23 protein-coding genes and 2 other annotated features are annotated in these 22,066 nt (G+C 48.6%); of the genes, 15 read left to right on the forward strand and 8 right to left on the reverse strand.

Annotated features, from left to right (window positions below; all coding sequences use genetic code 11):
- The first annotated feature begins 55 nt into the window (after window positions 1-55).
- Window positions 56-568, forward strand: a complete 513-nt coding sequence (locus tag KNO79_RS00695; RefSeq protein ID WP_159563054.1) for a glycerol-3-phosphate acyltransferase — start codon at window positions 56-58, stop codon at window positions 566-568.
- Window positions 565-2,148, forward strand: coding sequence for a GNAT family N-acetyltransferase (locus KNO79_RS00700; RefSeq protein WP_214690384.1), 1,584 nt, complete (start codon window positions 565-567; stop codon window positions 2,146-2,148). Before KNO79_RS00695 ends, KNO79_RS00700 begins: the two co-directional genes overlap by 4 nt.
- On the opposite strand, the gene KNO79_RS00705 is transcribed toward KNO79_RS00700, so the two are convergent.
- Window positions 2,087-3,724, reverse strand: a complete 1,638-nt coding sequence (locus KNO79_RS00705; RefSeq protein WP_159563052.1) for an ABC1 kinase family protein — start codon at window positions 3,722-3,724, stop codon at window positions 2,087-2,089. The genes KNO79_RS00700 and KNO79_RS00705 overlap by 62 nt on opposite strands.
- A 93-nt stretch (window positions 3,725-3,817) precedes the next feature.
- Here KNO79_RS00705 and KNO79_RS00710 point away from each other — a divergent pair, with 93 nt between their 5' ends.
- The 3 genes from KNO79_RS00710 (at window position 3,818) to KNO79_RS00720 (ending at window position 6,719) form a co-directional block, all read left to right on the forward strand.
- The gene (locus KNO79_RS00710) at window positions 3,818-4,423 is read left to right on the forward strand and encodes a trimeric intracellular cation channel family protein (protein WP_012727503.1); all 606 of its coding nucleotides are present in this window, start codon (window positions 3,818-3,820) and stop codon (window positions 4,421-4,423) included.
- 12 nt (window positions 4,424-4,435) lie between these two features.
- Window positions 4,436-4,801, forward strand: a complete 366-nt coding sequence (locus tag KNO79_RS00715) for a DUF423 domain-containing protein (protein ID WP_074035530.1) — start codon at window positions 4,436-4,438, stop codon at window positions 4,799-4,801.
- 421 nt (window positions 4,802-5,222) lie between these two features.
- Window positions 5,223-6,719: a murein hydrolase activator EnvC family protein gene (locus tag KNO79_RS00720; RefSeq protein WP_159563051.1), complete on the forward strand. Its 1,497-nt coding sequence runs from the start codon at window positions 5,223-5,225 to the stop codon at window positions 6,717-6,719.
- An 83-nt stretch (window positions 6,720-6,802) separates the two neighbouring features.
- On the opposite strand, the gene KNO79_RS00725 is transcribed toward KNO79_RS00720, so the two are convergent.
- On the reverse strand, window positions 6,803-8,116 hold the full coding sequence (locus KNO79_RS00725) for an amino acid permease (protein WP_251125316.1): 1,314 nt from the start codon (window positions 8,114-8,116) through the stop codon (window positions 6,803-6,805).
- Between the two features lie 242 nt (window positions 8,117-8,358).
- Window positions 8,359-8,587: a binding site (T-box leader), on the forward strand.
- Window positions 8,588-8,635: 48 nt separating this feature from the next.
- Window positions 8,636-8,863 (forward strand) — a binding site (T-box leader).
- Between the two features lie 55 nt (window positions 8,864-8,918).
- On the opposite strand from KNO79_RS00725, the gene trpD reads away from it, so the two are divergent.
- From trpD to trpA, 5 genes are read left to right on the forward strand one after another with little or no spacing between them, the layout of a single operon-like run.
- On the forward strand, window positions 8,919-9,908 hold the full coding sequence (gene trpD / locus KNO79_RS00730; protein ID WP_074035535.1) for an anthranilate phosphoribosyltransferase: 990 nt from the start codon (window positions 8,919-8,921) through the stop codon (window positions 9,906-9,908).
- Window positions 9,905-10,666: an indole-3-glycerol phosphate synthase TrpC gene (trpC, locus tag KNO79_RS00735; RefSeq protein WP_214690386.1), complete on the forward strand. Its 762-nt coding sequence runs from the start codon at window positions 9,905-9,907 to the stop codon at window positions 10,664-10,666. Before trpD ends, trpC begins: the two co-directional genes overlap by 4 nt.
- Window positions 10,642-11,196, forward strand: a complete 555-nt coding sequence (locus KNO79_RS00740; RefSeq protein WP_214690387.1) for a phosphoribosylanthranilate isomerase — start codon at window positions 10,642-10,644, stop codon at window positions 11,194-11,196. Before trpC ends, KNO79_RS00740 begins: the two co-directional genes overlap by 25 nt.
- Window positions 11,193-12,380, forward strand: coding sequence for a tryptophan synthase subunit beta (gene trpB, locus KNO79_RS00745; RefSeq protein WP_214690388.1), 1,188 nt, complete (start codon window positions 11,193-11,195; stop codon window positions 12,378-12,380). The genes KNO79_RS00740 and trpB overlap by 4 nt, the downstream gene beginning before the upstream one ends.
- The gene (gene trpA, locus KNO79_RS00750) at window positions 12,377-13,144 is read left to right on the forward strand and encodes a tryptophan synthase subunit alpha (RefSeq protein ID WP_159563046.1); all 768 of its coding nucleotides are present in this window, start codon (window positions 12,377-12,379) and stop codon (window positions 13,142-13,144) included. The genes trpB and trpA overlap by 4 nt, the downstream gene beginning before the upstream one ends.
- A gap of 41 nt (window positions 13,145-13,185) precedes the next feature.
- On the opposite strand, the gene KNO79_RS00755 is transcribed toward trpA, so the two are convergent.
- On the reverse strand, window positions 13,186-14,676 hold the full coding sequence (locus KNO79_RS00755) for a potassium/proton antiporter (RefSeq protein ID WP_214690389.1): 1,491 nt from the start codon (window positions 14,674-14,676) through the stop codon (window positions 13,186-13,188).
- 153 nt (window positions 14,677-14,829) lie between these two features.
- Here KNO79_RS00755 and KNO79_RS00760 point away from each other — a divergent pair, with 153 nt between their 5' ends.
- Window positions 14,830-15,768 (forward strand): ATP-grasp domain-containing protein, encoded by a 939-nt coding sequence (locus KNO79_RS00760; RefSeq protein ID WP_214690390.1) that lies wholly within the window; start codon window positions 14,830-14,832, stop codon window positions 15,766-15,768.
- 3 nt (window positions 15,769-15,771) lie between these two features.
- Here KNO79_RS00760 and KNO79_RS00765 read toward each other — a convergent pair whose 3' ends face one another.
- Window positions 15,772-15,918, reverse strand: coding sequence for a hypothetical protein (locus tag KNO79_RS00765; RefSeq protein ID WP_012727492.1), 147 nt, complete (start codon window positions 15,916-15,918; stop codon window positions 15,772-15,774).
- Between the two features lie 75 nt (window positions 15,919-15,993).
- A complete protein-coding gene (gene hemQ / locus KNO79_RS00770; RefSeq protein WP_074035549.1) occupies window positions 15,994-16,770 on the reverse strand; it encodes a hydrogen peroxide-dependent heme synthase in 777 nt (258 codons plus the stop codon).
- A 338-nt stretch (window positions 16,771-17,108) separates the two neighbouring features.
- On the opposite strand from hemQ, the gene pta reads away from it, so the two are divergent.
- From pta to KNO79_RS00790, 4 genes are all read left to right on the forward strand, one after another.
- Complete coding sequence (gene pta, locus KNO79_RS00775) at window positions 17,109-18,098, forward strand: phosphate acetyltransferase (RefSeq protein ID WP_012727490.1); 990 nt, start codon at window positions 17,109-17,111, stop codon at window positions 18,096-18,098.
- A gap of 76 nt (window positions 18,099-18,174) precedes the next feature.
- The gene (locus tag KNO79_RS00780) at window positions 18,175-18,894 is read left to right on the forward strand and encodes a DUF2711 family protein (protein ID WP_214690391.1); all 720 of its coding nucleotides are present in this window, start codon (window positions 18,175-18,177) and stop codon (window positions 18,892-18,894) included.
- Between the two features lie 38 nt (window positions 18,895-18,932).
- Window positions 18,933-19,232 (forward strand): rhodanese-like domain-containing protein, encoded by a 300-nt coding sequence (locus tag KNO79_RS00785; RefSeq protein WP_041917952.1) that lies wholly within the window; start codon window positions 18,933-18,935, stop codon window positions 19,230-19,232.
- The gene (locus tag KNO79_RS00790; protein WP_012727488.1) at window positions 19,232-19,396 is read left to right on the forward strand and encodes a hypothetical protein; all 165 of its coding nucleotides are present in this window, start codon (window positions 19,232-19,234) and stop codon (window positions 19,394-19,396) included. Before KNO79_RS00785 ends, KNO79_RS00790 begins: the two co-directional genes overlap by 1 nt.
- Before the next feature lie 152 nt (window positions 19,397-19,548).
- Here KNO79_RS00790 and KNO79_RS00795 read toward each other — a convergent pair whose 3' ends face one another.
- The 3 genes from KNO79_RS00795 to KNO79_RS00805 all read right to left on the reverse strand — a co-directional run bounded on the left by KNO79_RS00795 (window position 19,549) and on the right by KNO79_RS00805 (window position 21,904).
- A complete protein-coding gene (locus tag KNO79_RS00795; RefSeq protein WP_196431340.1) occupies window positions 19,549-19,755 on the reverse strand; it encodes a DUF6440 family protein in 207 nt (68 codons plus the stop codon).
- A gap of 127 nt (window positions 19,756-19,882) precedes the next feature.
- Window positions 19,883-20,785: an FAD-dependent oxidoreductase gene (locus KNO79_RS00800; RefSeq protein ID WP_214690392.1), complete on the reverse strand. Its 903-nt coding sequence runs from the start codon at window positions 20,783-20,785 to the stop codon at window positions 19,883-19,885.
- A 105-nt stretch (window positions 20,786-20,890) separates the two neighbouring features.
- Window positions 20,891-21,904, reverse strand: a complete 1,014-nt coding sequence (locus KNO79_RS00805) for a metal-binding protein ZinT (RefSeq protein ID WP_214690393.1) — start codon at window positions 21,902-21,904, stop codon at window positions 20,891-20,893.
- Window positions 21,905-22,066: the final 162 nt, after the last annotated feature.

The following is a 22,066-nucleotide window of genomic DNA, read 5'->3' on the forward strand; positions in this document are numbered from 1 at the left end:
AGGATACCCGTTTTTCTGAAACGCACACAAATTTACAAAAAAAAGAGGGGATACTATGTGGATCATCGTCATTGGCTATTTAGTCGGAAGTCTGCTCGGGGGCAGACTGTATGGGGTGCTAAGTGGACATGATTTAGCGACAACTGGTTCGAAGAATACCGGTGCACGCAATGCGCATCGCATCGGTGGAGTAAAGGCGTTTCTAATCGTCTATGGATTCGACGTGCTCAAGACGATTCTCGTCCTACAGATGAGCGGACCATATTTTTGGCAGACGGCGTTCGCGCTCACGCTCGGGCATATTTATCCATTTTGGCGAATCCGTGCGGGAGGGAAGGGATATGCCGTCTTTTCTGGAATCATATGGGCATATGAGCCGTGGTGGTTTATTGGGGGTCTTGTTATCTTGTTACTCTTAATCAAATTAACGGGGAACTCTCGCGAGACGGGATTAGTCATGCTTACGTTATTACCGTTGGCAGCTTTCGGAAGTCTCGAAGATGTCATCTGGGCCATACTCATCGCTATCGTGATTACGTATCATCATGTGAAGGAGGAAAGAACATGATTGTGTATCGAAAAGCCGAAATATCAGATTTTGAAGCGATACATCGGTTAAATTACGAAACATTCGTTGAAGAGATTCCACAACATCCACCAAATCCGGAAAGGCGACTTGTCGACCGATTTCACGAAGAAAATACATATTGGATTGGAGAAGTGGATGGGGAAATGGTCGCCATGTGTGCGTTACGTGGCAAACGGCCGTTTTCGTTGGAACAAAAAGGAGTACGCATTCCTGATGGGAATTGGCTTGAGATTCGCCTCCTCGCTGTGACTAAACCCTATCGACGCAATCGGACGTTCGCTGGATTGATGCGCGCGGTCATCGACGATGCGACAGAGCGTGATGTCGATGGTATTGTCATCAGTGGAACGACACGTGAACAAGTGCTCTATCATCGATTCGGGTTTGTGCCGTTCGCGGATCCGATTGGTCCTGACGAAGCGAGATATGTTCCGATGATGTTGACGCGTTCGGCTTTTTATGAATCCAAATCAGCATCGATCCTACGTCCAAAAAGTTTGCTAGCAGGACCCGTTGAATGTTCGGACCGTGTGAGAGAACGACTCTCGATGCAGCCGCGCCCACATCGTTCAAACGAAACGGGACGAGTGCTTGAAGCGGTACAACGAAAACTGGCGGAACGAATCGGACTCCCTCATGTCTATACGCTCCTTGGAAGCGGGACCGTCGCTAACGATGCGGTCGCGGCTCGATTGGACGGACACGGCCTCATTTTCAATGCGGGTGAATTTGGAGAACGCTTGATTGACCATGCCCGGCGTGTCGGTCTGTCTTTTGACGTGGTCGCAGTGGACCAAGAGGGACAATGGGATATTTCGCAACTTGAGCGCATTGCACCAGACTGGGTATGGACGGTTCATTGCGAGACATCGTTAGGGATTTTAATCAACCTTGCCCCGCTTCATACATGGCAAGGCGTTGTCGCCATTGATGCGATCAGTGCCGTCGGAACGTTCGTCTATGACTATTCGTTTGCGGACTACGTGACCTTCTCTTCAGGAAAGGCGTTACGGAACGCCCCGGGTCTCGCGTTCGTGGCAATGAAGCATCCAGCGATCGCGACACCACATACAGCGCGCTATTTGGATCTATCCCTCTATCAACCGATTGCCTTCACACAATCGGAACCGCTTCTCTCAGCGATGGCGATCGCGCTGGATGAGTTGACAGAAGATGAAGTCGTTTCACATTCTGTAAAGATGAATACGTTGCTTAATGCCTTACAAGAGAACGGTTTATCGGTCGATGTGTGTCCCGCCCAATCACCTGGCATCATCACGATTCCAGTTCCGTGCGAGCTATCCTCGGTCGAGCTCGGGCGCCAACTGTCCTATCAAGGCTATCTCGTCCAGTATGAGAGTGACTACTTAAAGCAGGCGAACGTCATTCAAGTATCGACCATGGGTTGGACGACACCTCGCATGATGCGTGACGTCGGTGCTTATATCGCACAATGGATTCAACAAAAAACCGCCACTGCTGAGAGTGACGGTTCGCTTATACTCGAAAGTCTTGGCGTGCCAAATGACGAATCTTTCGTCCGAGGCGTCTCCAATTGAAATAAGCTAAAACGGAGACGACGCCACCTGACCAGAAGAGCCATTCATCCGGTCGAATATAGCCGAGTAGGCCGACGAGCAAACCGAGCAAGATGACGATGGCATTGAACGTCTGACGGTGCAAGAGTTCCTTGGATTCAAGGTTTCGTTGGAACATCGCTTGCTCCGACAGACGTTTTCGTGTCGGTTCTTTTAAGTAATTATCCAGAAGTGGAGGAACGTTTAACAGTTTCTTCGCGTAGTTGATTCCGGTCTTCACGTAACGATTTTGAAGCGTTGTCCCGTCTTCCTCGAGCCATTCGATGACAATCGGTTTACCGAGTGTGAACAGATCGATTTTCGGATCGAGGATTTGCAGAATCCCGAGCAAGGTCGAGGCGGCCCGACCGAAGAAGGCAAATTCTGCCGGGAGCTGAATCGGTTCGTTTTTGACGAGCAATTGAATGTCCTGTAACACCTTCTCAATCAATTTCGTATCGACGGTATCGATGTCCGTTTCTAGGTAGAAAGTGACCGCTTTCTCTAGTGCTTGGCGAATGTTTTGTTTGTTTGCCGTCGGTAAGAGGAAGCGCAAGTCTTCTAATCCATCGACGATGCTATCATAGTCGAGCGAGATGAACGCCTGTAAGATATTCCGAATCGTGGCCATGTCTTGCGCCGTTGTCTGTCCGACCATACCGAAATCGAGTAAGATGATGGTGCCATCGGCTCGAATTTGGACGTTTCCGGGGTGTGGATCGGCATGGAACTGCCCACCAAACAATAGCTGTTCGGCAGCGAGTGTGAAGAGTCGTTCAGCTAGGGCGGAACGGTCGATTCCATTTTCTTTTAAAAAGGCGAGGTCGGTGATTCGGCGTGCGTCGACCCAGTCCATCGTCAAGACGCGGTTCGTACAGAGATGTTCGTGATAGTCCGGGATGTAAACGTCTCGGTTATCGGCGTATTTGGCTTTAAAATACAGGGCGTTTTTTAATTCAGTTTGGAAATTTAGTTCATCCCCGATGACAAAAATCATTTGGCGATATAAGCTATCTAAGTCGGTTGATTTAGCGAGGGATGTCCGCTTTAACATCGATGTGACAATCCGCATCGCACGGAAGTCGGTTCGGATGATTTTTTCGATATTCGGACGCTGGATTTTGATGGCGACCCGTTTGCCGTTTTCAAGAAGCGTGGCACCATATACTTCTCCGATGGAAGCCGAGGCGACGGCGTCGATGCCGACGTCTTTGACGACTTGGGTATATGGGACGCCCCATTCTGCCTCTAGAATCGCGCGCGACTTCTCCCAACCAGACGTCGGGACACGGTCGACGAGCTCTGACAGCTCGTTCAAGACGGCGGGTGGTAGCAAGTCTGCACGAATTGATAAGAATTGTCCGAGTTTGATTAACAAGCCCTCGAGTCGTAGCGCGTTACGCTTATACTCACGCGCGAGCTTGAGCATCAGTGCTTCATATTCTTCTGTCGTGGCGACACCTTGTTGTTGTTTGCGTGAAAAGGCGTACAGCCGAATGATGAATCGGGCGAACATGGTGACGATAATCCATATGCGGAACAAAGCGATACGTTTCATTGTAATACCGACATCCTTTACGACAGTCGCACGACTGACCTGAATTTTTGTAACTATACTTTACCATACAATGCGTTGAAGAAAGGGCAAGGGATGTTCATGGAGTGGGAATTGCTCAACGTCGTCGGAACGATTGCGTTCGCGGCGAGCGGAGCCATCATTGCGATGGATGAAAAATACGATATTTTTGGAGTTTGGTTACTGGCGTTTATCACCGCCTTCGGAGGCGGCGCGATCCGAAACGTCCTGTTAGGAAACCCCGTCAGTTTAATTTGGCAACAGAATGATTTATTTATTTTATGTTTTCTGGTCGCACTCCTCATCTTCCTGCTCCCGAGTGTCGTATTGCCACATTGGGAACGCTGGGGTGTCATTGTCGACGCCATTGGTCTCGTCGCTTTTGCCTTTCAAGGGGCGCAGGTCGCAATCAAGCTTGATTTACCTTTATCTGCTGCGATTGCGGCGGCTGTCTTGACTGGCGTTGGCGGAGGTGTGGTCCGGGACTTATTGGCAGGACGTAAGCCTCTCGTCTTACAATCTGAGGTGTATGCGATTTGGGCGATTCTCATTGCGGTCATTACGTATTACTTCAAGCTCGAAGGCGGTCTTGCTGTGTACGCGCTTTTAATTGTCGTCGCGACACTTCGAGTGATATCCTACTATCGGAAGTGGAATTTACCAGCACGAAAAGTCAGATAAGGGGGAACGGAAATGAAGATATTATTAATGATCGGTGCCGGATTGATGGCACTCGGTGTGGCACTTGGTGCATTCGGCGCCCATGCGCTAAAAGAGAGATTGGCGCCAAACATGTTGGCAAACTGGCAGACAGGTGTGCTCTACCATATGGTGCACGCGCTTGGAATCATTGGGATTGCAGCGCTCCTCATGCGCGTGAGCATCAGCCAGTTCAACGTGGCTGGATGGCTCATGTTTGCGGGAATCGTCTTCTTCTCAGGAAGCTTGTACGTCATGGCATTGACGGGAATTACAAAACTCGGAGCCGTGACACCGATTGGCGGCGTGTTATTCATCGCTGCCTGGATCTTTGTCATCGTCGGTGCGATGAAACTATAACTTGAGAATCGATTTATTCGATATCCATGCCTTTGCTCATGTTCACATGCAGCGACGGCATGGATTTTTTTGATGAGTCATCCTATTAATTGGAAAAGGGATATACAGCCCTATTCGCTTATTATTTTAAAATAAGGTAAAACGTTCTCTATTTACATAAAACATTACAGAAAGATGTCAAATCGAACAGTCTGAAAAGGTATTGGTAAATAATAAGTTCTATGCATTCATTGTCCGAACCTTTGTTCTTGCGTAATAAAATTGAAATATAACTTTAACAGGAAAATATCTATCAGTTAGATATAATTAGTCGTGTTGAAACTCAACCAAATGATCGTTTTTGTTACATACTGAAACGGCTTTAAATATGTAGTGTAGTAGGTACTCACGTTTGTCATTTAAGAAAGGATGTACCCCATTCATGAATTGGAAACGCACAGTCTCGACGTTGACGCTCGGTGTGATGCTCATCAGCACACATACAGTTGCGGATGCATCGACTTCGATTAAAGAGAAGCAAGAACAACAACAAAAAGTAAAAGAAAAGCGCGACAGTGTGAAAAAAGACCAGTCAGAAACATCTTCAAAAATTGAAGGAAACAAGGAAGAGATTTCAAAAGTTCAGGCTGAGGTCAACAAAATGGACGCACAATTGCAAGACATCATCAATGATGTCGCCATGAAACGCCAAGAAATCAAGCGCACCGAGATGAAGATCGAGGATCTTGAAGCCGATATTAAAGATTACCAAGAAAAAATGAAGGCGCAAGAAGCGATGATGAAAGAGCGTATGGCCACGATGCAAAAGAACGGTGGCGGTTCAATCAACTGGGCTGAGTTCATCTTCGGTTCAAAAAATCTCTCTGATCTCGTGACACGTATGATCACAGCTGGAACGATTCAGCGTAGTGACCAAGAGTTGTTTGATGACTATGAAGCGACACAGCGTTCGTTGAAAGAAGCGCAGGCTGACTTGAAAGCAGAGCGTGCTTCACTTCTTGAACAACAAAAAGCACTCGAAGTGCGTCAAGCCGAGCTTGAGAAGAAAATGAAGCAACGTGAAAAACGCATCAAAGAGCTTGAAGAGAAGAACATCAAGTTCGAATCGCAAATCTTTGACCTTCAAGAGATTGAAGCAACATTAGTCGCTCAAGAACAGGCAATCGCGGCTGAAATCGAAGCGCAGCGTCGGGAAGAAGAGGAAGCCCGTCGTCGTGCGGAAGAAGCAGCTCGTCAAGAGGCGGCACGTAAGGCGGAAGAAGCCCGCCAAGCAGAAGCTGCACGTCAAGCTGAGGCTGCCCGTCAGGCAGAGGCAGAACGAGAAGCGGAAGCAGCTCGTCAAGCTGCTCAACAAAAGCAAGACAATAAATCGAATACCCCGTCTTCGTCGTCTTCAAACAACACGGCGGCATCAACGCCAGCTCCAAAACCGGCACCGGCATCAACGCCAGCTCCGAAACCAGAGCCAAAACCGGCGCCGACGACATCGACGCCAGCTCCGTCTAGTTCGATGTTCATTCAACCGGCTTCAGGACGCTACTCACAAGGATGGGGTCCGGCGAGCGGTGCGTTTGGTTACACGTTCCATAACGGTGTAGACATCGCAGGTCCAACAGGGACACCGATTCGCGCATCTGCGACAGGTACGGTCATTCGTGCAGGTTGGGGTGGCGCATACGGGAACCACGTCATGATCGCACACGTGATCAACGGTCAAGTTTGGACCACGGTCTATGCGCACATGAACTCGGTATCTGTCAGCTCTGGACAGCGTGTGACGCAAGGGTCGAACATCGGGACACTTGGAAACACAGGGAACTCTTCAGGTCCGCACTTGCACTTTGAGATTCATAAAGGCGGCTACTCATACTCGGCAACGAGCGCAGGTAGCACGGTCAATCCGCGTCAGTTCTTCTGATGCATCAACCAGAAAACTCCTTTCGATTGCGAAAGGAGTTTTTGTGCGTAAAAAATCCCTCCGCGATTGCGAAGGGATACTCGTTAGTTGGCTTGTTCAATATCGCTTGGACGATCTTGTTTTTTACGCATTTGTTCACGCACGTAATAGATGATCGTCAATCCGATCAACCAAGGTACGCCGAATTTCAGCAAGATGTTGAAATCCGTGAACCATGTCGTGATCATCAGGCTGAGCAGTAAGACCGCCCCGAGCAATGGGAGGAATGGATATCCCATCATGCGGACAGGGAGTTTTCGCCCAGTCCATTTCTTACGGAAGAACAAGTGGGAGACGAAGACCATGAACCAAGTGAAAATAGCTCCGAACATCGAGATTCCCATCAAGAATGGATACGACGACTCCATGAATACTTGTAGCAAAGCGGCGAGGACGATCCCGCCTGTTGAAACGAGTAGCGCGAACATTGGAATCCCATTTTTGCTGATTTTGTTGAACGCTTTCGGTGAATCGCCGGCTTCCGCGAGCGAGTACATCATACGTGTCGACGCGTAAAGCTGCGCGTTCATCGCAGACAAGGCGGCGATCAAAATCACAAAGTTGAGGATGCCTGCCGCGAACGGGACATCAAACTGTTCCATGACGAGCACGAACGGACTTTGGTCGATCCCGGCTTGCTGCCATGGGATCAGCATGAGCATGATCGCGAGCGTGACGACATAGAAGAACGTCAAGCGGAACACGGTCGCGCGTAAAGCGCGTGGTACGGCCTGGTCCGGGTCTTTCGCTTCACCGGCTGTGACAGCAACGAGCTCGGTTCCAAGGAAACTGAAGAGGGAGATGAAAATCGTCACCCACATTCCGTAAAAGCCGAACGCGAAGAAGCCTTCGTTTCCTGTCGTGATTGACTCAATCGGTGATCCTGGTTCGCCGAACAATGTGGCGGCACCGAGGACGATGAATAGGATAATGGCAGTTACTTTGATGAAGGATAACCAGTATTCAGTCGTTCCGAACGTATGAACGTGACGGGCGTTGACGTAAATGAGTAATCCACCGAAGAGGGCGACCCAGACGAACCCGTTCACATCAGGGAACCAGTAGCGCATGTAGATGGCGATGGCACTGACTTCAACTCCTACAGCCAGTACGTTTGCGACCCAGTAAGAGTAACGGACGAGAAAACCAGCGAGTGGATGAACGTATCGCTCGGCAATCGTTCCGAATGATCCAGATGTTGGATGGGCAACCGTCATTTCGGCGAGAGCACCCATGAGTAAGAGGACGATGAACGCCCCGATGGCATAGCTGACGAGCACGCTCGGGCCAGCGGTTTGAATCGCGAGACCGCTTCCTAGGAACAGCCCGGTTCCGATGGCGCTTCCGAGGGAAATCATCGTGAGTTGCCGGGTGGACAGCTCGCGTTTTAGTTTATTTGTTTCCAAAATCGATTCTCCTTTAGCTGAGTGAAATGTTGTTGTGGACGACTATAGCAGACGAAAAAAAACAATGTCAATTCGAAAAAACGGTGAAAGTTTCTCATTTTTGACTGCACATATAGAGACAAAGTTTTTATAATTTTTTTATTTGACATGGATTCTTCTGCCCTGTATAGTACGAATTAACTTAACTGAAACGAATAAAGGCGTTGACGAAGAGAAGTAACGACGAATCCCGTATGACAGAGAGCTGATGGTTGGTGTGAATCAGTATATGGGACGTCGCGAATGGACTTCTGAGCTCTAAACCGAACTTTGAGTAGGCTTTAGCGGGTTACCCACCGTTATCACGGGGAAGCGGATGATTGTCCGTGAAGTGGGTTCTTTGGAACCAACGAAGGTGGCACCACGGGGTTACTCGTCCTTCTTATAGCACAGGCTATGAGGAGACGGGTGACCCCTTTTTCGTTTCGACAATATAAATCGAGGATTGAGAAGAGTAGCGCGAGAAGACGTTTCGTCCAGAGAGTCAGGGATGGTGAGATCCTGACCGAGGCGTCCGCGTGAATGGGCTCATGAGAGCATGGCTGAAGAGAGTAGGTCGTGACGGTTTCCCCCGTTATCGGGATACGATGTGATTGCATCGAAGAGTGGATTCTTTGGAATCAACGAGAGGTGGCACCGCGGTATTGAACCGTCCTCCATACGACGACTGTCGTATGGAGTTTTTTTATACACATTTTTAGAGGGGGAACAGACGATGATTCAACAATTGGAGACAAACGCATTATCAACAGCAGATATGAAAGTGGCAGCGAGCGAGATGTTCCAAGCGGATGAAGCGCAAATCGAACGAGTGCTGCTGGCGATGAAAGAGCGCGGTGAGACAGCAGAAGAGATGGCAGGACTCGCAGCATACATTCGTGAAGCGGCACAGTTCCCCCAAAGTGATTTACCCGTACTAGATGTTTGTGGTACCGGCGGCGACGGGGCGCATACGTTTAATATCAGTTCGACCGTCGCCTTTGTCCTGGCTGGTCTTGGGATTCCGGTCGCCAAGCACGGGAATCGAAGCGTCTCGAGTCGATCAGGAAGCGCGGACGTCTTAGAGGCATTGAACGTTCCGATTGTGAAGACGGCAGAAGAAGTACATGCTGACTTGAAACGGACGAATCTCAGTTTTCTATTCGCCCAGCATGTCCACCCGATCATGAAGCATGTCATGCCGGTCCGGAAACGGCTCGCGACGGCGACCATCTTCAACCAAATCGGACCGTTAACGAACCCGCTTCGTCCGAAACGACAACTTGTCGGTGTCTATCATCCATCGTTACTCGAGAAGATGGCGACCGCGATGCGTCATCTCGGGGTGGAGCGCGGTATGGTCGTCCATGGAGCAGGTGGACTCGATGAAGCGAGTCTCGCCGGTGTGAACGACGTGTACTTCTTTGATGGGGAACAGACGGCGCGTTATGCGGTCGACCCACGAGATGTCGGCTTGATGCGGGCACCGCTTGAAGCGCTACGTGGAGGCACACCAGAAGAGAACGCTGCGACACTTCTTGCCGTATTGAATGGAGAGTCGGGACCGGCGCGCGACGTCGTCTTATTAAACGCGGCACTTGCCCTTTGCACGTATGGTACGACCGCAACGCTTCGTGCAGGAGTGAAAGAAGCAAAACGTAGTATCGATGAAGGGCACGCCTTACGCGTATTACAAAACTTACAACGTACGGAGGTCGAAGCATGAGTTATTTAACGAAAATCATCGGAACGAAAATAGAAGAGGTTAGCGGCATGCAGCCCATCGATGTCCCCGTGACGAAGCCAATCTCTCTCTTACATGTGATGAGCGAGGGATTCCATATCATTTCAGAGATCAAACGGTCGTCCCCCTCGAAAGGAATGATTCGGGAGACGGTCGACGTCGCTAAACGGGCACGTCAATATGAAAAAGCTGGTGCGACGATGATCTCCGTTTTGACAGACACGACGTACTTTAACGGTTCTTTTGACGACTTGCGACAAGTTGCCGATGTCGTCACCATCCCGGTGCTCTGTAAAGATTTCATCATCGATGAACGACAACTCGACTATGCGAAGCATTACGGGGCGAGTGTGGCACTTTTGATCGTGGCGGCACTCCATCCGACACGTCTTCAGGAGTTGACGCGATACGCTCGCTCCATCGGTCTCGACGTCTTAGTCGAAGTACATGATGATGCGGAGTTACGCATCGCCCTCGAACTTGATGACGTGTTGATCGGCATCAATAACAGAGACTTAAAAACGTTCGAGGTATCCCTCGAAACATCGATTGATTTGATGAAACGCTATCCTGAGGTCACATTCGTCAGCGAGAGCGGGGTCAGTTCGGTCGAGGCGGCTGCACGTTTACAAGAAGCTGGGGCAAGCGCCATTCTCGTCGGGGAAGCACTCATGCGTGAAGAGGACCCGACCCGGTTACTCGAGGAGTTGAAAACATGTTCGTTAAAATCTGTGGACTAAAAACAAAGGAAGCTGTTGAGGCGGCGGTCGAGGCGGGAGCGGATGCAATCGGGTTCGTCTTCGCCCCGAGTTCTCGACAAATCGACGTGACGACTGCGAAGAGATTAGCTGCACATATCCCACAATCGGTTCGGATCGTTGGTGTGTTTTTAAGTCCTTCAATGGAAGAGGTCGAGGAAACGCTGGACGTAGGGCTGACGGATTTACAAATTCACCATCGGACGCAGTCAATCGAACAACTCCGTACCTTCGGATTGCCCATCATCGATGCGTCGACCGAGGAGACGGCAGATGTGCGTTTGATCGACCATCCGACCCCAGGGAGTGGACAGATTTTAGATTGGGGCACAATGGACCGGCCGCAACGTCCGTTTTGGCTAGCGGGCGGGCTATCCCCTGACAATGTCGGACAAGCAATTCAACTCATCCAACCAGACGGCGTCGATGTCTCGAGCGGTGTCGAGACGGACGGTGTGAAAGATATCGAAAAAATTCGTGCGTTCATTCAACGCGCCAAGGAGGAACTATGATGTATGCACAACCAGTGAACGGGAAGTTTGGACAATATGGTGGAAAGTATATTCCGGAGACGCTCATGCAAGCGGTCGAAGAATTAGAGGTCGCTTACGAGGAGGCGAAGCAAGATCCTGAGTTTCAAGAACGCTTCTCTTCTTTATTACGTGAATACGTGGGACGTGAGACGCCACTTTATTATGCGTCGAACCTGAGTCGCCGTCTCGGGACGAACGTCTATTTGAAACGTGAAGACTTAAACCATACCGGTGCCCATAAGATCAACAACACGATTGGGCAGGCGCTCCTTGCGAAACAGATGGGCAAACAAAAAGTCGTTGCCGAGACGGGAGCGGGTCAGCACGGTGTTGCGACTGCGACAGTATGTGCATTACTCGATTTAGAATGTACCATCTTCATGGGTGAGGTCGATGTTGAACGCCAAGCATTGAACGTGTTTCGGATGGAATTACTCGGGGCGAAAGTCGTTCCTGTCAAATCAGGCAGTCGTACGTTGAAGGATGCCGTCAATGAAGCGCTCCGTTACTGGGTCAAACATGTCGACGATACGCACTATGTGATGGGTTCCGTTCTCGGACCGCATCCATTCCCGCAGATGGTACGTGATTTCCAAAGCGTGATCGGGACAGAGACACGTCGGCAAATCCTTGAACAGACGGGACGCCTCCCGGACGCCGTCGTCGCTTGTGTCGGCGGAGGGAGCAACGCCATGGGCATGTTCTATCCGTTCTTGAACGATGAGTCGGTCGCGCTCTACGGTGTCGAGGCGGCTGGAAGTGGCATCGATACGGATAAACACGCAGCGACCCTCACAAAAGGGGAAGTCGGTGTCTTACACGGGTCGCTCATGTATGTCTTGCAAGACGCAGCGGGTCAAATCGAGGAAGCGCACTCCATTTCAGCCGGACTCGATTACCCAGGGGTAGGACCGGAGCACAGTTTCTTGAAAGATATTGAGCGGGTGCGCTATGCGGCCGTCACGGATGACGAGGCACTCGACGCGTGTCTCGCACTCAGCCGACAAGAAGGAATCATTCCTGCATTGGAGTCTTCACACGCCCTCGCTTATGCAGAGACGCTCGCGAAGACGATGGGAGAAGACGATACACTGGTGATTTGTTTATCAGGGCGCGGAGACAAAGACGTCCATACAATCCGAGAGAAGGTGGCGACACGATGAAACTAGAGACAGCGATTCGACAGCGAGAAGGAGCGGCGTTCGTTCCGTATATCATGGCCGGTGACGGCGGGATGGAGCGACTGATTCCGACCATTGTGGAACTAGAACGGATGGGGGCGACGGCGATTGAACTCGGTATCCCATTCTCCGATCCGGTGGCGGATGGACCAATTATTGAAGCGGCAGGAATGCGCGCGCTTGAAGCTGGTGTGACGCTTGAAATGGTATTGAACCATTTAATAGAAGGAAAAGATCAATTTAACGTTCCGATTGTCTTGATGACATACTTGAATCCCGTGTTTCGGTTCGGGGTCCAACCGTTCTTTGACCGGGCGAACGAATGTGGTGTGAGCGGGGTCATTATTCCTGACCTTCCGTTTGAGGAGAGCCTCCAGTTGTTCGCAGATGTCAATCGGCATGACGTCGCCGTCATCCCGCTCGTCACGCTGACGAGTAGTGAGGCACGAACGGCATCCATCTTAGAAAAAGCAGAAGGATTCGTGTATGCGGTCACGCTCAAAGGAACGACCGGGAAAGCGGATGTATTCCCAGACGAGCTTCTCGCCTACTTAACTCGATTGACTGAGCAGTCACGGGTTCCCGTCTTAGCAGGATTCGGAGTCCATCGTCCGGAACAAGTACAGTCACTTGGGAATGCGTGTGACGGTGTCGTCGTCGGGAGCTTTATCGTCGAAGCGCTTCATGAAGGACGGACAGAGGATGTCGAGACGCTCATTCGATCGGCAAAGCAAATCCATGCATAAGAAAATCAGCGCTTCAGGCGAAGCGCTGATTTTCTATCTTCTCATAATTCGACTCGATCGAGTCCATCTTCACCAAATGTTTGGTCGAGTTGATCATGACGATACATCGAGGCGAGCACGTATAAGAGGTCACCTTCTTCGATGGCTGTCTGACCGTTCGGTGGAATCAAGTATTCGTTTCGGACGATGGCGTTCACGACGGTGTTCGGTGGGAGTGTGATGTCCGCGAGCGTTTTTCCAATCATGGATGAAGTTGCTGTGACCACGTAAGGTACGAGTTTGTGTTGAGACTGTTTGCTCGAGACAAGGGCGATTGTGTATGGAGAACGAATTTTATCCGGACCGAGCAACCCTAACTTCTCGGCAAGTGGCGTCAACGTCGTCCCTTGGATCAGGGCGCTCGTCACGACGACGAAAAAGACGGCATTGAATAACAGTTGGCTATTTTCGGTACCGGCAATAAGCGGGAAAGTCGCAAGGACGATCGGCACGGCGCCTTTTAGACCAGCCCATGAGATGAACAACTTTTCTTTTCTCGTAAATGACATGCCAAGTGTCGATAAATAGACGGCAATCGGACGTGCCAAGAACATAAGGACGAATGAGATGAGTAGTCCTTTCCAAATCAAGTCCGGCTCGATGAGTTGACGAGGGAAGACGAGTAACCCAAGGATGACGAACATGATGATTTGCATGATCCACGCGAGCGCTTCTGAGAATTGGACGATTGTCACTTCATGCGCTGTATCCGCATTTCCGACAATCATGGCGGCGATATAGACGGCGAGTAATCCGCTTCCCAATAAGTAAGCTGTGACACCATAGGTAAGAAACGCCATAGAAATCATGAGAACGGCATGCAGTCCGCTCGAATCAAGTCTCAAGTGGTTCAACATGAGGCGAGACAGTTGTCCAAGGATGAAGCCGATCAATGCCCCGACAACGATTTGAAGGGCGAACATCCAAATTCCGTCCCAAATGGTCGTATCCGGCTTCATCATGAAGTCGAGAGCGAGAATCGTCAAAAACATCGCCATCGGGTCGTTCGTGCCGGACTCGGCTTCGAGAGTCGCACCGACTTTCGGTGAGATATTCTTTCCTTTAAATGCGGCGAAGACGGCCGCTGCGTCGGTCGAACCGATGATCGCACCGAACAAGAAAGATTCAATCCAATCGAAACCAAATACGAAACGAACGGCCACGGCGACTACTGTTGTAGTAATCAATACCCCAAGCGTCGCCAGCGAGGCAGAAGGGGCGAGGACGCTCCGGATTGATGACCATTTCGTTTGAAGACCCCCTTCAAACAAAATGACAATCAAGGCAGCGACTCCAATCAGCTGCGCTAAATTCGAGTCGTCAAAGAAGATGAGACCAGTAATGTCACTTCCCATGATCATGCCGATTCCCATAAATAAAATCAAGGCGGGCAAGCCGAATCGAGTCGAGATTCGTGTCGCCATGACACCGGCTACGAGAAGTAGACCGAAGAGTAAAATGAGTACATCAGTACTTATAACAGGTACGGGCAAACACAACACTTCCTTTCTGAAACAATACTCTTAAGTTCATTATACCATGAAATCGTCTGATATTTCAGAATTGAGGATTAGGCAAACCATACACATTGGAATTGTCGGTTATGAATATGGTAAAGTAAACACATCATAGAAGGAGGAATGATGATGTCTAAAATTCACGTCATTCATGAAAACGAAGAATGGACGAACCACCTTGTCCACCGTTTAAAAGAATTGAACTTGCCATATGAATTGTGGCACTTGGACCAAGGGACGATTGATCTCGAAGCAATGCCCCCGGAAGGTGTCTTTTATAATCGGATGAGTGCCTCCTCGCACACACGTGGGCATCGGTACGCACCAGAATTGACGGAAGGCGTCCTCGCTTGGTTAGAGGCAAACGACCGGACCGTGTTCAACGGCACACGTGCCATCCGCCTCGAAGTGAGTAAAGTCAATCAATACACGGCGCTTCGACGTGAAGGGATTCGCGTGCCGAAGACGATTGCGGCAGTCGGTAAGGCGCAAATCATCGAAGCGGCTGAGCAGTTAGCTTTGACGCCATTCATCACGAAACATAATCGTGCCGGAAAAGGACTTGGGGTCCAATTGTTCCATACGATCGAAGGACTCAAAGAATATGTATATGGTCCCTCGTTCGAGGAATCGGTTGACGGCATCACGCTCATTCAACAGTATATCGAAGCCCCGGAACCGTATATCACCCGTTGCGAGTTCATCGGCGGAAAGTTCTTTTATGCGGTCCGTGTCGACACGTCGGAAGGGTTCGAGCTCTGTCCTGCTGATGCCTGCTCGATTGAAGACCAGTTCTGCCCAGTCGGGGAGACGCCGCCGGCGAAGTTTGAAATCGTCGAAGGATTCGATGACCCCATCATTCCAAAGCTCGAACAGTTCTTGAAAGCGAATGCGATCGATATTGCGGGGATTGAAATCATTCGAGACCAAGACGGTAACGTCTACGCATACGACGTCAATACAAACACGAACTATAATTCCGATGCTGAAGCGAAAGCCGGACGCTACGGAATGCTTGAATTGGCTACTTTCTTAGGCGACGCACTTCACGTCACTACGACAAAATAAGGGTCAGGCGCTCGCCTGACCCTTTTGCTGTGTATGTTTGAGTTGCTCTTCAAATCGATGTTGGACTAATTCTGCTGTCGGTGCCATTCGTTCGATGAACGAATCTAAACGTTCCGCAGTGTCACGATCGGTTTCTTTAAACACGCGCATCGTTGTTCACCTCGTTAATCAGGATAACTTGCTTACATCATCCTTAATTCCCGAGGTGTTATACGCGTAAACCTTTTACACGCTAAAGAATGTGCTCAAATTTTCTTTTGGTAAGATGTTCCCAACGTAGAAGTCGCCGAACTCTCCATACTTCGCACTTACTTCGTCGAAACGCATCTCGTAAACGATTTTCTTAAACTGAAGTGAATCTTCAGCGAAGAGCGTGACGCCCCACTCCCATGCGTCGAATCCAGTCGACCCACCGATGAACTGTTGAATCTTACCGGCGTAGCTACGGCCAATCATGCTGTGACGATACATGAGGTCTTTGCGCTCATCCATCGACAACATGTACCAGTTGTCGCCATCGCGACGAGCCTTGCTCATCGGATAGAAACAGATGTGTGCGGCTTTTGGAAGTGTCGGATAGAGGCGTGAGCGGATATGAGGATTTTGATACGGGTCCCCGTCTCCAGATCCGCGATACATCCCGAGCTCGATGACCGACACGTATGAATACGACGGAATCATATAGTCGTATAGCGCCGTTTTGCGGAAGGCGCGCTCGACATCTTCAAGTTCGTTGAATGTCGGACGAAGCACCATCAAGACGAGGTCTGCCTTCTGACCGAGAATCGAGTAAAAGGCGTGGCTTCCTTCGCCTTTTGCTTCAACTTCTTCGAGAGAAGCGAGGAACGCTGTGAACTCATCAATCATCTGTTGACGCTTTTCAGCATCGACGAGTTTCAAACGAGCCCAATCAATCGTGCGGAAATCATGAAGTGTATACCATCCGTCTAATGTGGCGGCGGCATGTTGTGTATCTGTTGTAGGTACTGGACGTTCTGACATAAAAAAATCTCCTTTCGGGACTTGGCTTCGCCGTCTATTTTACCATACACGCTTCACTGACTGGCAACTTTGAGGCACTGTGAGGGTTATCACGATTCATGGCGGGTAAAGAACAGAGGACAGAAACATGAAAACGGCTACAAAAATAGCTGTATCAGTCGGTTTGTCAAAACTGTTCTATTCATATAATGATTGATTCTAAGCGATTTATGGCGAAATGGGCAGAATAGTTTATTTTGAAAAGGGTACTGTGTATAATTGAAATCGCGTAAAGACACAAGTCAACGGCAAAACCATTAGCAGTCATGCTGTAAATTGAGAAAAGGGGTTCATTCGTTATGAAATTATTTGAAACGTTGAAGCAAAAAGTTAGCCCGGTTCGTCCGACCATCGTCTTCCCGGAAGGTATCGATGAGCGTGTTCTTGGAGCCGCTGTTCGATTGAAAGCAGACGGTATGGTAGAACCAATCGTCGTCGGTGCGAAAGCAGATCTCGAAGCGGTTGCGGCGAAACACGGTTTCGACATCTCAGGTTTGACACAATATGACCCAGCGACATACGAAGACATCGACGTCCTCGTCGAATCATTCGTCGAGCGTCGTAAAGGAAAAGCAACGGCTGAACAAGCGCGCGAACTCCTTACATCAGACGTGAACTACTTCGGAACAATGCTCGTTCACACAGGCAAAGCAGAAGGTCTTGTCTCAGGCGCGATGCACGCGACGGCTGATACGGTACGTCCGGCACTACAAATCATTAAAATGCAACCAGGCATCAAAAAGACGTCAGGTGTGTTCATCATGGTACGTGACGACGAGCAATACGTCTTCTCGGACTGTGCGATCAACATCGCACCGGACGCGGCAGATTTAGCAGAGAACGCGTTCTTGTCGGCAGCGACAGCGAAGACGTTCGGTATCGACCCACAAGTCGCGCTTCTTAGCTTCTCGACGAAAGGTTCTGCGAAGTCACCTGAAACAGAGAAAGTCGTGGAAGCGACACGCCTGGCAAAAGAAAAATCACCGAACCTTCCAATCGACGGAGAACTTCAATTCGATGCGGCATTCGTCCCTAGCGTAGCGGCGAAGAAAGCACCGGGTTCTGACGTTGCTGGTAAGGCGAACGTATTCGTCTTCCCAAGTCTTGAAGCCGGTAACATTGGCTACAAGATGGTTCAACGTTTCGGTGGATTTGAAGCGATCGGTCCGATCCTTCAAGGTCTCAACAAACCAGTGAACGACTTATCACGCGGTTGTAACGAAGAGGACGTCTACAAATTGACGCTCATCACAGCGGCGCAAGCAATCGACGAGCGCAACGAAGCGTGAGTCCGGAGCATTCTTCTTATAGAAGGATGCTTTTTTTGATGGCTCGTTATAAACTATTCAAGAAAAGAGTGATGAAATGGACGAACTAGATGAGAGTGTTTTATTACCTGAAGGACATCGTTACGCTATGTTTGGTGGCGGGGATGATGATTCGATTAAGACGTATTATGAAGGGGTATTTGAAACGGTCTTCATCGTGTTTCATCCATTCCTTGCTCCAATAGGTCACCCCACCATGATTGATCGTTATACCGATCTGGATAATAACGAGGTCGAACAGCAATTTCGGTCCGTTACATGGGAAGAGATGAGGCGAAGACTAGGTTTTCGTGACGTGAGCCGTATCGACCACGCGCTCCGAACGATGATTGGGGCGCTGAAACTACACGCCGAAGATCGAGAAGGGGCGAATCGAATCATTGAATATTGCGAACGTGAGAATGTGCTCCCACCAGGTGAAGGGGAACTGTCGGATCTGCTAAAGAATCAAGTGTTGCGTGTACTTTTGGAGATGGGAGAAGGCTGGATCTGGACCGGAGACGAATTTTGTACGGAACGGCATCTCATCCATCTCAGTGAGACGCTAGCCGCTGATACGTGGGGCATGCAACATCGGACGTTTTTCGGTTATCAACACGAATGGCTCATCGTCCCACCTTGGGATAGCCATTTCACGTTGTTTTGTGGCAGTCGCGCGTTTATCGAACAGGTCGTCGAACGATGCGAGCTCGAAGGGTTCTATTGTGATGCTGAGACGACCATCAACTGGAGTTTGTCGGAGCATAAGCTGAGGTAAACTAAAAGAGAAATCCATGATTGAAAGGGGAACTATGTATGCAAAGTATTCATGCGACAGAATTAAGAGAAAAATTAGAGAACGGGGAGTCTCTCCATATCATCGATGTGCGCGAACAAGATGAATATGAGGCAGGGCATATCCCGAACGTACCACTCTATCCATTATCGGAATTCCCACAAGTGACAGAAAAGTTGGCACAAGACAATGTCTATCACGTGATCTGTCGTTCAGGTGGACGGAGTCAGACGGCGTGTGATTACTTAGAGTCGCAAGGCTACAAAGTCGTCAATGTCGACGGCGGAATGCTAGCTTGGGACGGCGACATCGAGGCGTGATGCTAGAGAATCCTTGGGTCGTTGTACCCCTTCTTATCGCGCTCTACCTCACGGTCTATGCGGTGATGAAGCGATTTGACTGGGAGAAGTGGCGACTCGTCTGGGCAGTGTGGGTGATGCTCATCATCATCCTATTGACGATTGAACTCGTGACAAGTCTTTAAAAATATGGAGATTTAGGTTAACCTAGCGATATAATTTACTCCTAAAAACAAGTGAAGTAGACTGCCTCGCATCGTCTTTGATTGATGTGAGGCAGTCTACTTTTTTGTATGGTTAGAATCACACGATGATGTAGAGCTAAGAGCACGTTCAATCAATCTTCAACAGGTGTCACGATTACTTTACTTGTTTCATCGAATAGAGGCGTGAGTGTGCATCCTTGGGTATTCCACGTGTAGATATAGTTGACACCTGTTTGACGATCCACCCATACCGAAATCAGGCTGCCTTGTTCAGTAGTTTGAATCAATTTTTCATCAAAGCGCTTATCTGTGGTTTGATCCTTTTTTTTATTAAACACCCGTATCTCTCCTTTTGAACTTGTTGGTCATGACTTCGACTGAACTTTATACGTACCGTATTTCCTCTTACGGGAATTGTTAAACGAAAAGGACAAAGAGCAATGACTTTGATTAAACTTCATATAATTAAAATCGTTTGGATGATAAGTCGAAGTTGATACTCGCAGCTGTACGGGCGCCGTCAGCGGCTGCGATTAACAAAGAAGACGGACTGCCTTTTTCAGTCTCTCCAGCAACATACACACCTTGTACGGAGGTGTGACCCATCCCATCCGTAACAATTGCCCCATTTTCATCCAATGCACATTGTAACTGTTGAGCCAGTTGGTTTGGACGATAGAAGTTTGGAACGACAAAACCGCCTTTCCTTGCAACAAGCGTTCCATCTTCCAACTCAATGTTTTTAAGCATCCCATCACTTCCGTGTAGTCGTTTGATTTTTGTTGTGTATGCCTTAATATGGTTCCGCTTCAAATCGTTTTTTACATCTTCGGAAAGTTCCTTCCCATTCGTAAAAATAATAAGATCTTTAGACCAGTTGAAGACGAGTTTTGATAAATGCTGAACATAGCCCTCAGTTTCTGCAATAACTGCCAATGGTAAATCGCGTAGCTCCCAGCCGTCACAATAGGGACAACTAAATAGACTTTTCCCGTAATATTCTTTTACTTGGGGTAAGGAAAAGTTCTCTTGTATACCCGTAGCAAGTAATATATTTTCTGTTAAATATTGTTTCTGATTTGAAAAAACCTCATATAGCTGATGTTTATTTTTCGGCTTCACCTCGATAATCGAATCATTAAAGATTGTGACTGAAGGATATGCATGCAGTTCCTTGATACCCAGTGACCTGAATTCTGACGGTTTGATGCCATCTCTCGTTAGAAATCCATGCGACTCTTCTGTCACACGATTTCGATTTGTTGCATCATCAAACACTGCAATATTTCTTCTGGCTCTGCCTAATGTTAATGCTGCAGATAGTCCTGCAGCGCCACCACCAATCACGATACAATCATAAATATTCATTTCAAGAGCCTCCATTTTTCGATTACGTCCTCTTTTCAAGCCATGCACGGAGTTCAAACTTAAGAGATATAAAAATGAATTCGGATTCTATGCTTCAGAATAAACTCAATGTGCGAGCATATCACGCAAAAGTCCATCGGCATCTAAATCGGAAGGGTAATAGGTCGGCCAATGCGTAACTTCTTCAAGCAATTCTTCTCTGTTGTCTCCCCAATACAAATGATAGTGATGTGAATCAACTGGGAAAATATTATGGTCACTGAATTGGATGTATTGCGGTGCTTCTGTTGAACCCTCAACTAACTTAAAAATAAAGCGGACGCCACGATTTCCTTTTTCGTAGGTGAGGATTTCATACCCATCTGATTCGTAGTTCCCAGAATACTCGGTTCCGTTCTCGTAGAAGGTTACTCGATCACCATCAATGGTAATACGATCGACATCTGTCACATATCCAACGGTATAGTACTCTTTGTACTCTTCAGCCGTCATGTCGCCTGTCTCTGCCTTATGTTCAAATACCTCGTCCAAATCACCGGCTTGTAAGTATGGATAGATTGATTGCCAGTCACCTTCCCAGTCCGATAATTCGCGAGATTTAACTTGGCTGTCGTCAAAATATCCCTCGTAAATTTGCTTATTTGCCTCGCCATGATCGTGTCCGTGGTCGTGGTGGTCGTCGATTGCTACTTTCACAGCTTCAGATTGAAACACAGGCTCTTCACTTTCATCAAATAGCACAGCTTTTATTTCTGTGCCATCTGTTTCAGCCGTACCAGTGAATGTGTCTGTGGTTTGTCCAGAAACAACATTCCATTCCTTCTCATTACTTTCTCGGCTATACCAATGCCAGTGGTCAGCTTGCGTTTCTTCGTCCAAAATCGCGGTCAATTTAATTTCATCCCCCGTATGATAGTGCAAACCGAGACCGGAAATGTCAACCGCTATTGGTGCTTGACTCTCTGCTCCATCGGAATGATCATGTATTTCCTTTTCTTGAACCTCAGTCGCTTTCGGTTCGTCCGTGTTATTTCCAGTTTGTTCTTCTGCTCCTTGACATGCCGCTAAAGAGAGGCTTAATAATAGTAAACTTGGGAATCCAATAAGAATTTTTTTCATTGTTTAATTTCTCCTTTTCCTGAGTAGACGTATAAGTTTACATTTCAACAGATAGACAGCTTAATGAAGCGATAGTGCTATCATGAATTGAAATAGAAACTTTGTCACAGTTTTAATCGTAATTATTACGATTTAAATAGTAACCCCTTAAAAATCTTTAAG

The organism is Exiguobacterium sp. s43, assembly GCF_018617255.1.
GTDB lineage: Bacteria > Bacillota > Bacilli > Exiguobacteriales > Exiguobacteriaceae > Exiguobacterium > Exiguobacterium profundum.

Coding starts and splice junctions, on each gene's coding strand:
- KNO79_RS00695 (WP_159563054.1), top strand. CDS start 56: ATGTGGATCATCGTCATTGGCTATTTAGTCGGAAGTCTGCTCGGGGGC.
- trpC (WP_214690386.1), top strand. CDS start 9,905: ATGAGTTATTTAACGAAAATCATCGGAACGAAAATAGAAGAGGTTAGC.
- KNO79_RS00720 (WP_159563051.1), top strand. CDS start 5,223: ATGAATTGGAAACGCACAGTCTCGACGTTGACGCTCGGTGTGATGCTC.
- KNO79_RS00790 (WP_012727488.1), top strand. CDS start 19,232: ATGCTAGAGAATCCTTGGGTCGTTGTACCCCTTCTTATCGCGCTCTAC.
- KNO79_RS00785 (WP_041917952.1), top strand. CDS start 18,933: ATGCAAAGTATTCATGCGACAGAATTAAGAGAAAAATTAGAGAACGGG.
- KNO79_RS00780 (WP_214690391.1), top strand. CDS start 18,175: ATGGACGAACTAGATGAGAGTGTTTTATTACCTGAAGGACATCGTTAC.
- KNO79_RS00765 (WP_012727492.1), bottom strand. CDS start 15,918: ATGCGCGTGTTTAAAGAAACCGATCGTGACACTGCGGAACGTTTAGAT.
- trpD (WP_074035535.1), top strand. CDS start 8,919: ATGATTCAACAATTGGAGACAAACGCATTATCAACAGCAGATATGAAA.
- KNO79_RS00760 (WP_214690390.1), top strand. CDS start 14,830: ATGTCTAAAATTCACGTCATTCATGAAAACGAAGAATGGACGAACCAC.
- KNO79_RS00725 (WP_251125316.1), bottom strand. CDS start 8,116: ATGATTTCCCTCGGAAGCGCCATCGGAACCGGGCTGTTCCTAGGAAGC.
- KNO79_RS00700 (WP_214690384.1), top strand. CDS start 565: ATGATTGTGTATCGAAAAGCCGAAATATCAGATTTTGAAGCGATACAT.
- KNO79_RS00715 (WP_074035530.1), top strand. CDS start 4,436: ATGAAGATATTATTAATGATCGGTGCCGGATTGATGGCACTCGGTGTG.
- KNO79_RS00740 (WP_214690387.1), top strand. CDS start 10,642: ATGTTCGTTAAAATCTGTGGACTAAAAACAAAGGAAGCTGTTGAGGCG.
- KNO79_RS00800 (WP_214690392.1), bottom strand. CDS start 20,785: ATGAATATTTATGATTGTATCGTGATTGGTGGTGGCGCTGCAGGACTA.
- KNO79_RS00805 (WP_214690393.1), bottom strand. CDS start 21,904: ATGAAAAAAATTCTTATTGGATTCCCAAGTTTACTATTATTAAGCCTC.
- pta (WP_012727490.1), top strand. CDS start 17,109: ATGAAATTATTTGAAACGTTGAAGCAAAAAGTTAGCCCGGTTCGTCCG.
- hemQ (WP_074035549.1), bottom strand. CDS start 16,770: ATGTCAGAACGTCCAGTACCTACAACAGATACACAACATGCCGCCGCC.
- KNO79_RS00710 (WP_012727503.1), top strand. CDS start 3,818: ATGTTCATGGAGTGGGAATTGCTCAACGTCGTCGGAACGATTGCGTTC.
- trpB (WP_214690388.1), top strand. CDS start 11,193: ATGATGTATGCACAACCAGTGAACGGGAAGTTTGGACAATATGGTGGA.
- trpA (WP_159563046.1), top strand. CDS start 12,377: ATGAAACTAGAGACAGCGATTCGACAGCGAGAAGGAGCGGCGTTCGTT.
- KNO79_RS00705 (WP_159563052.1), bottom strand. CDS start 3,724: ATGAAACGTATCGCTTTGTTCCGCATATGGATTATCGTCACCATGTTC.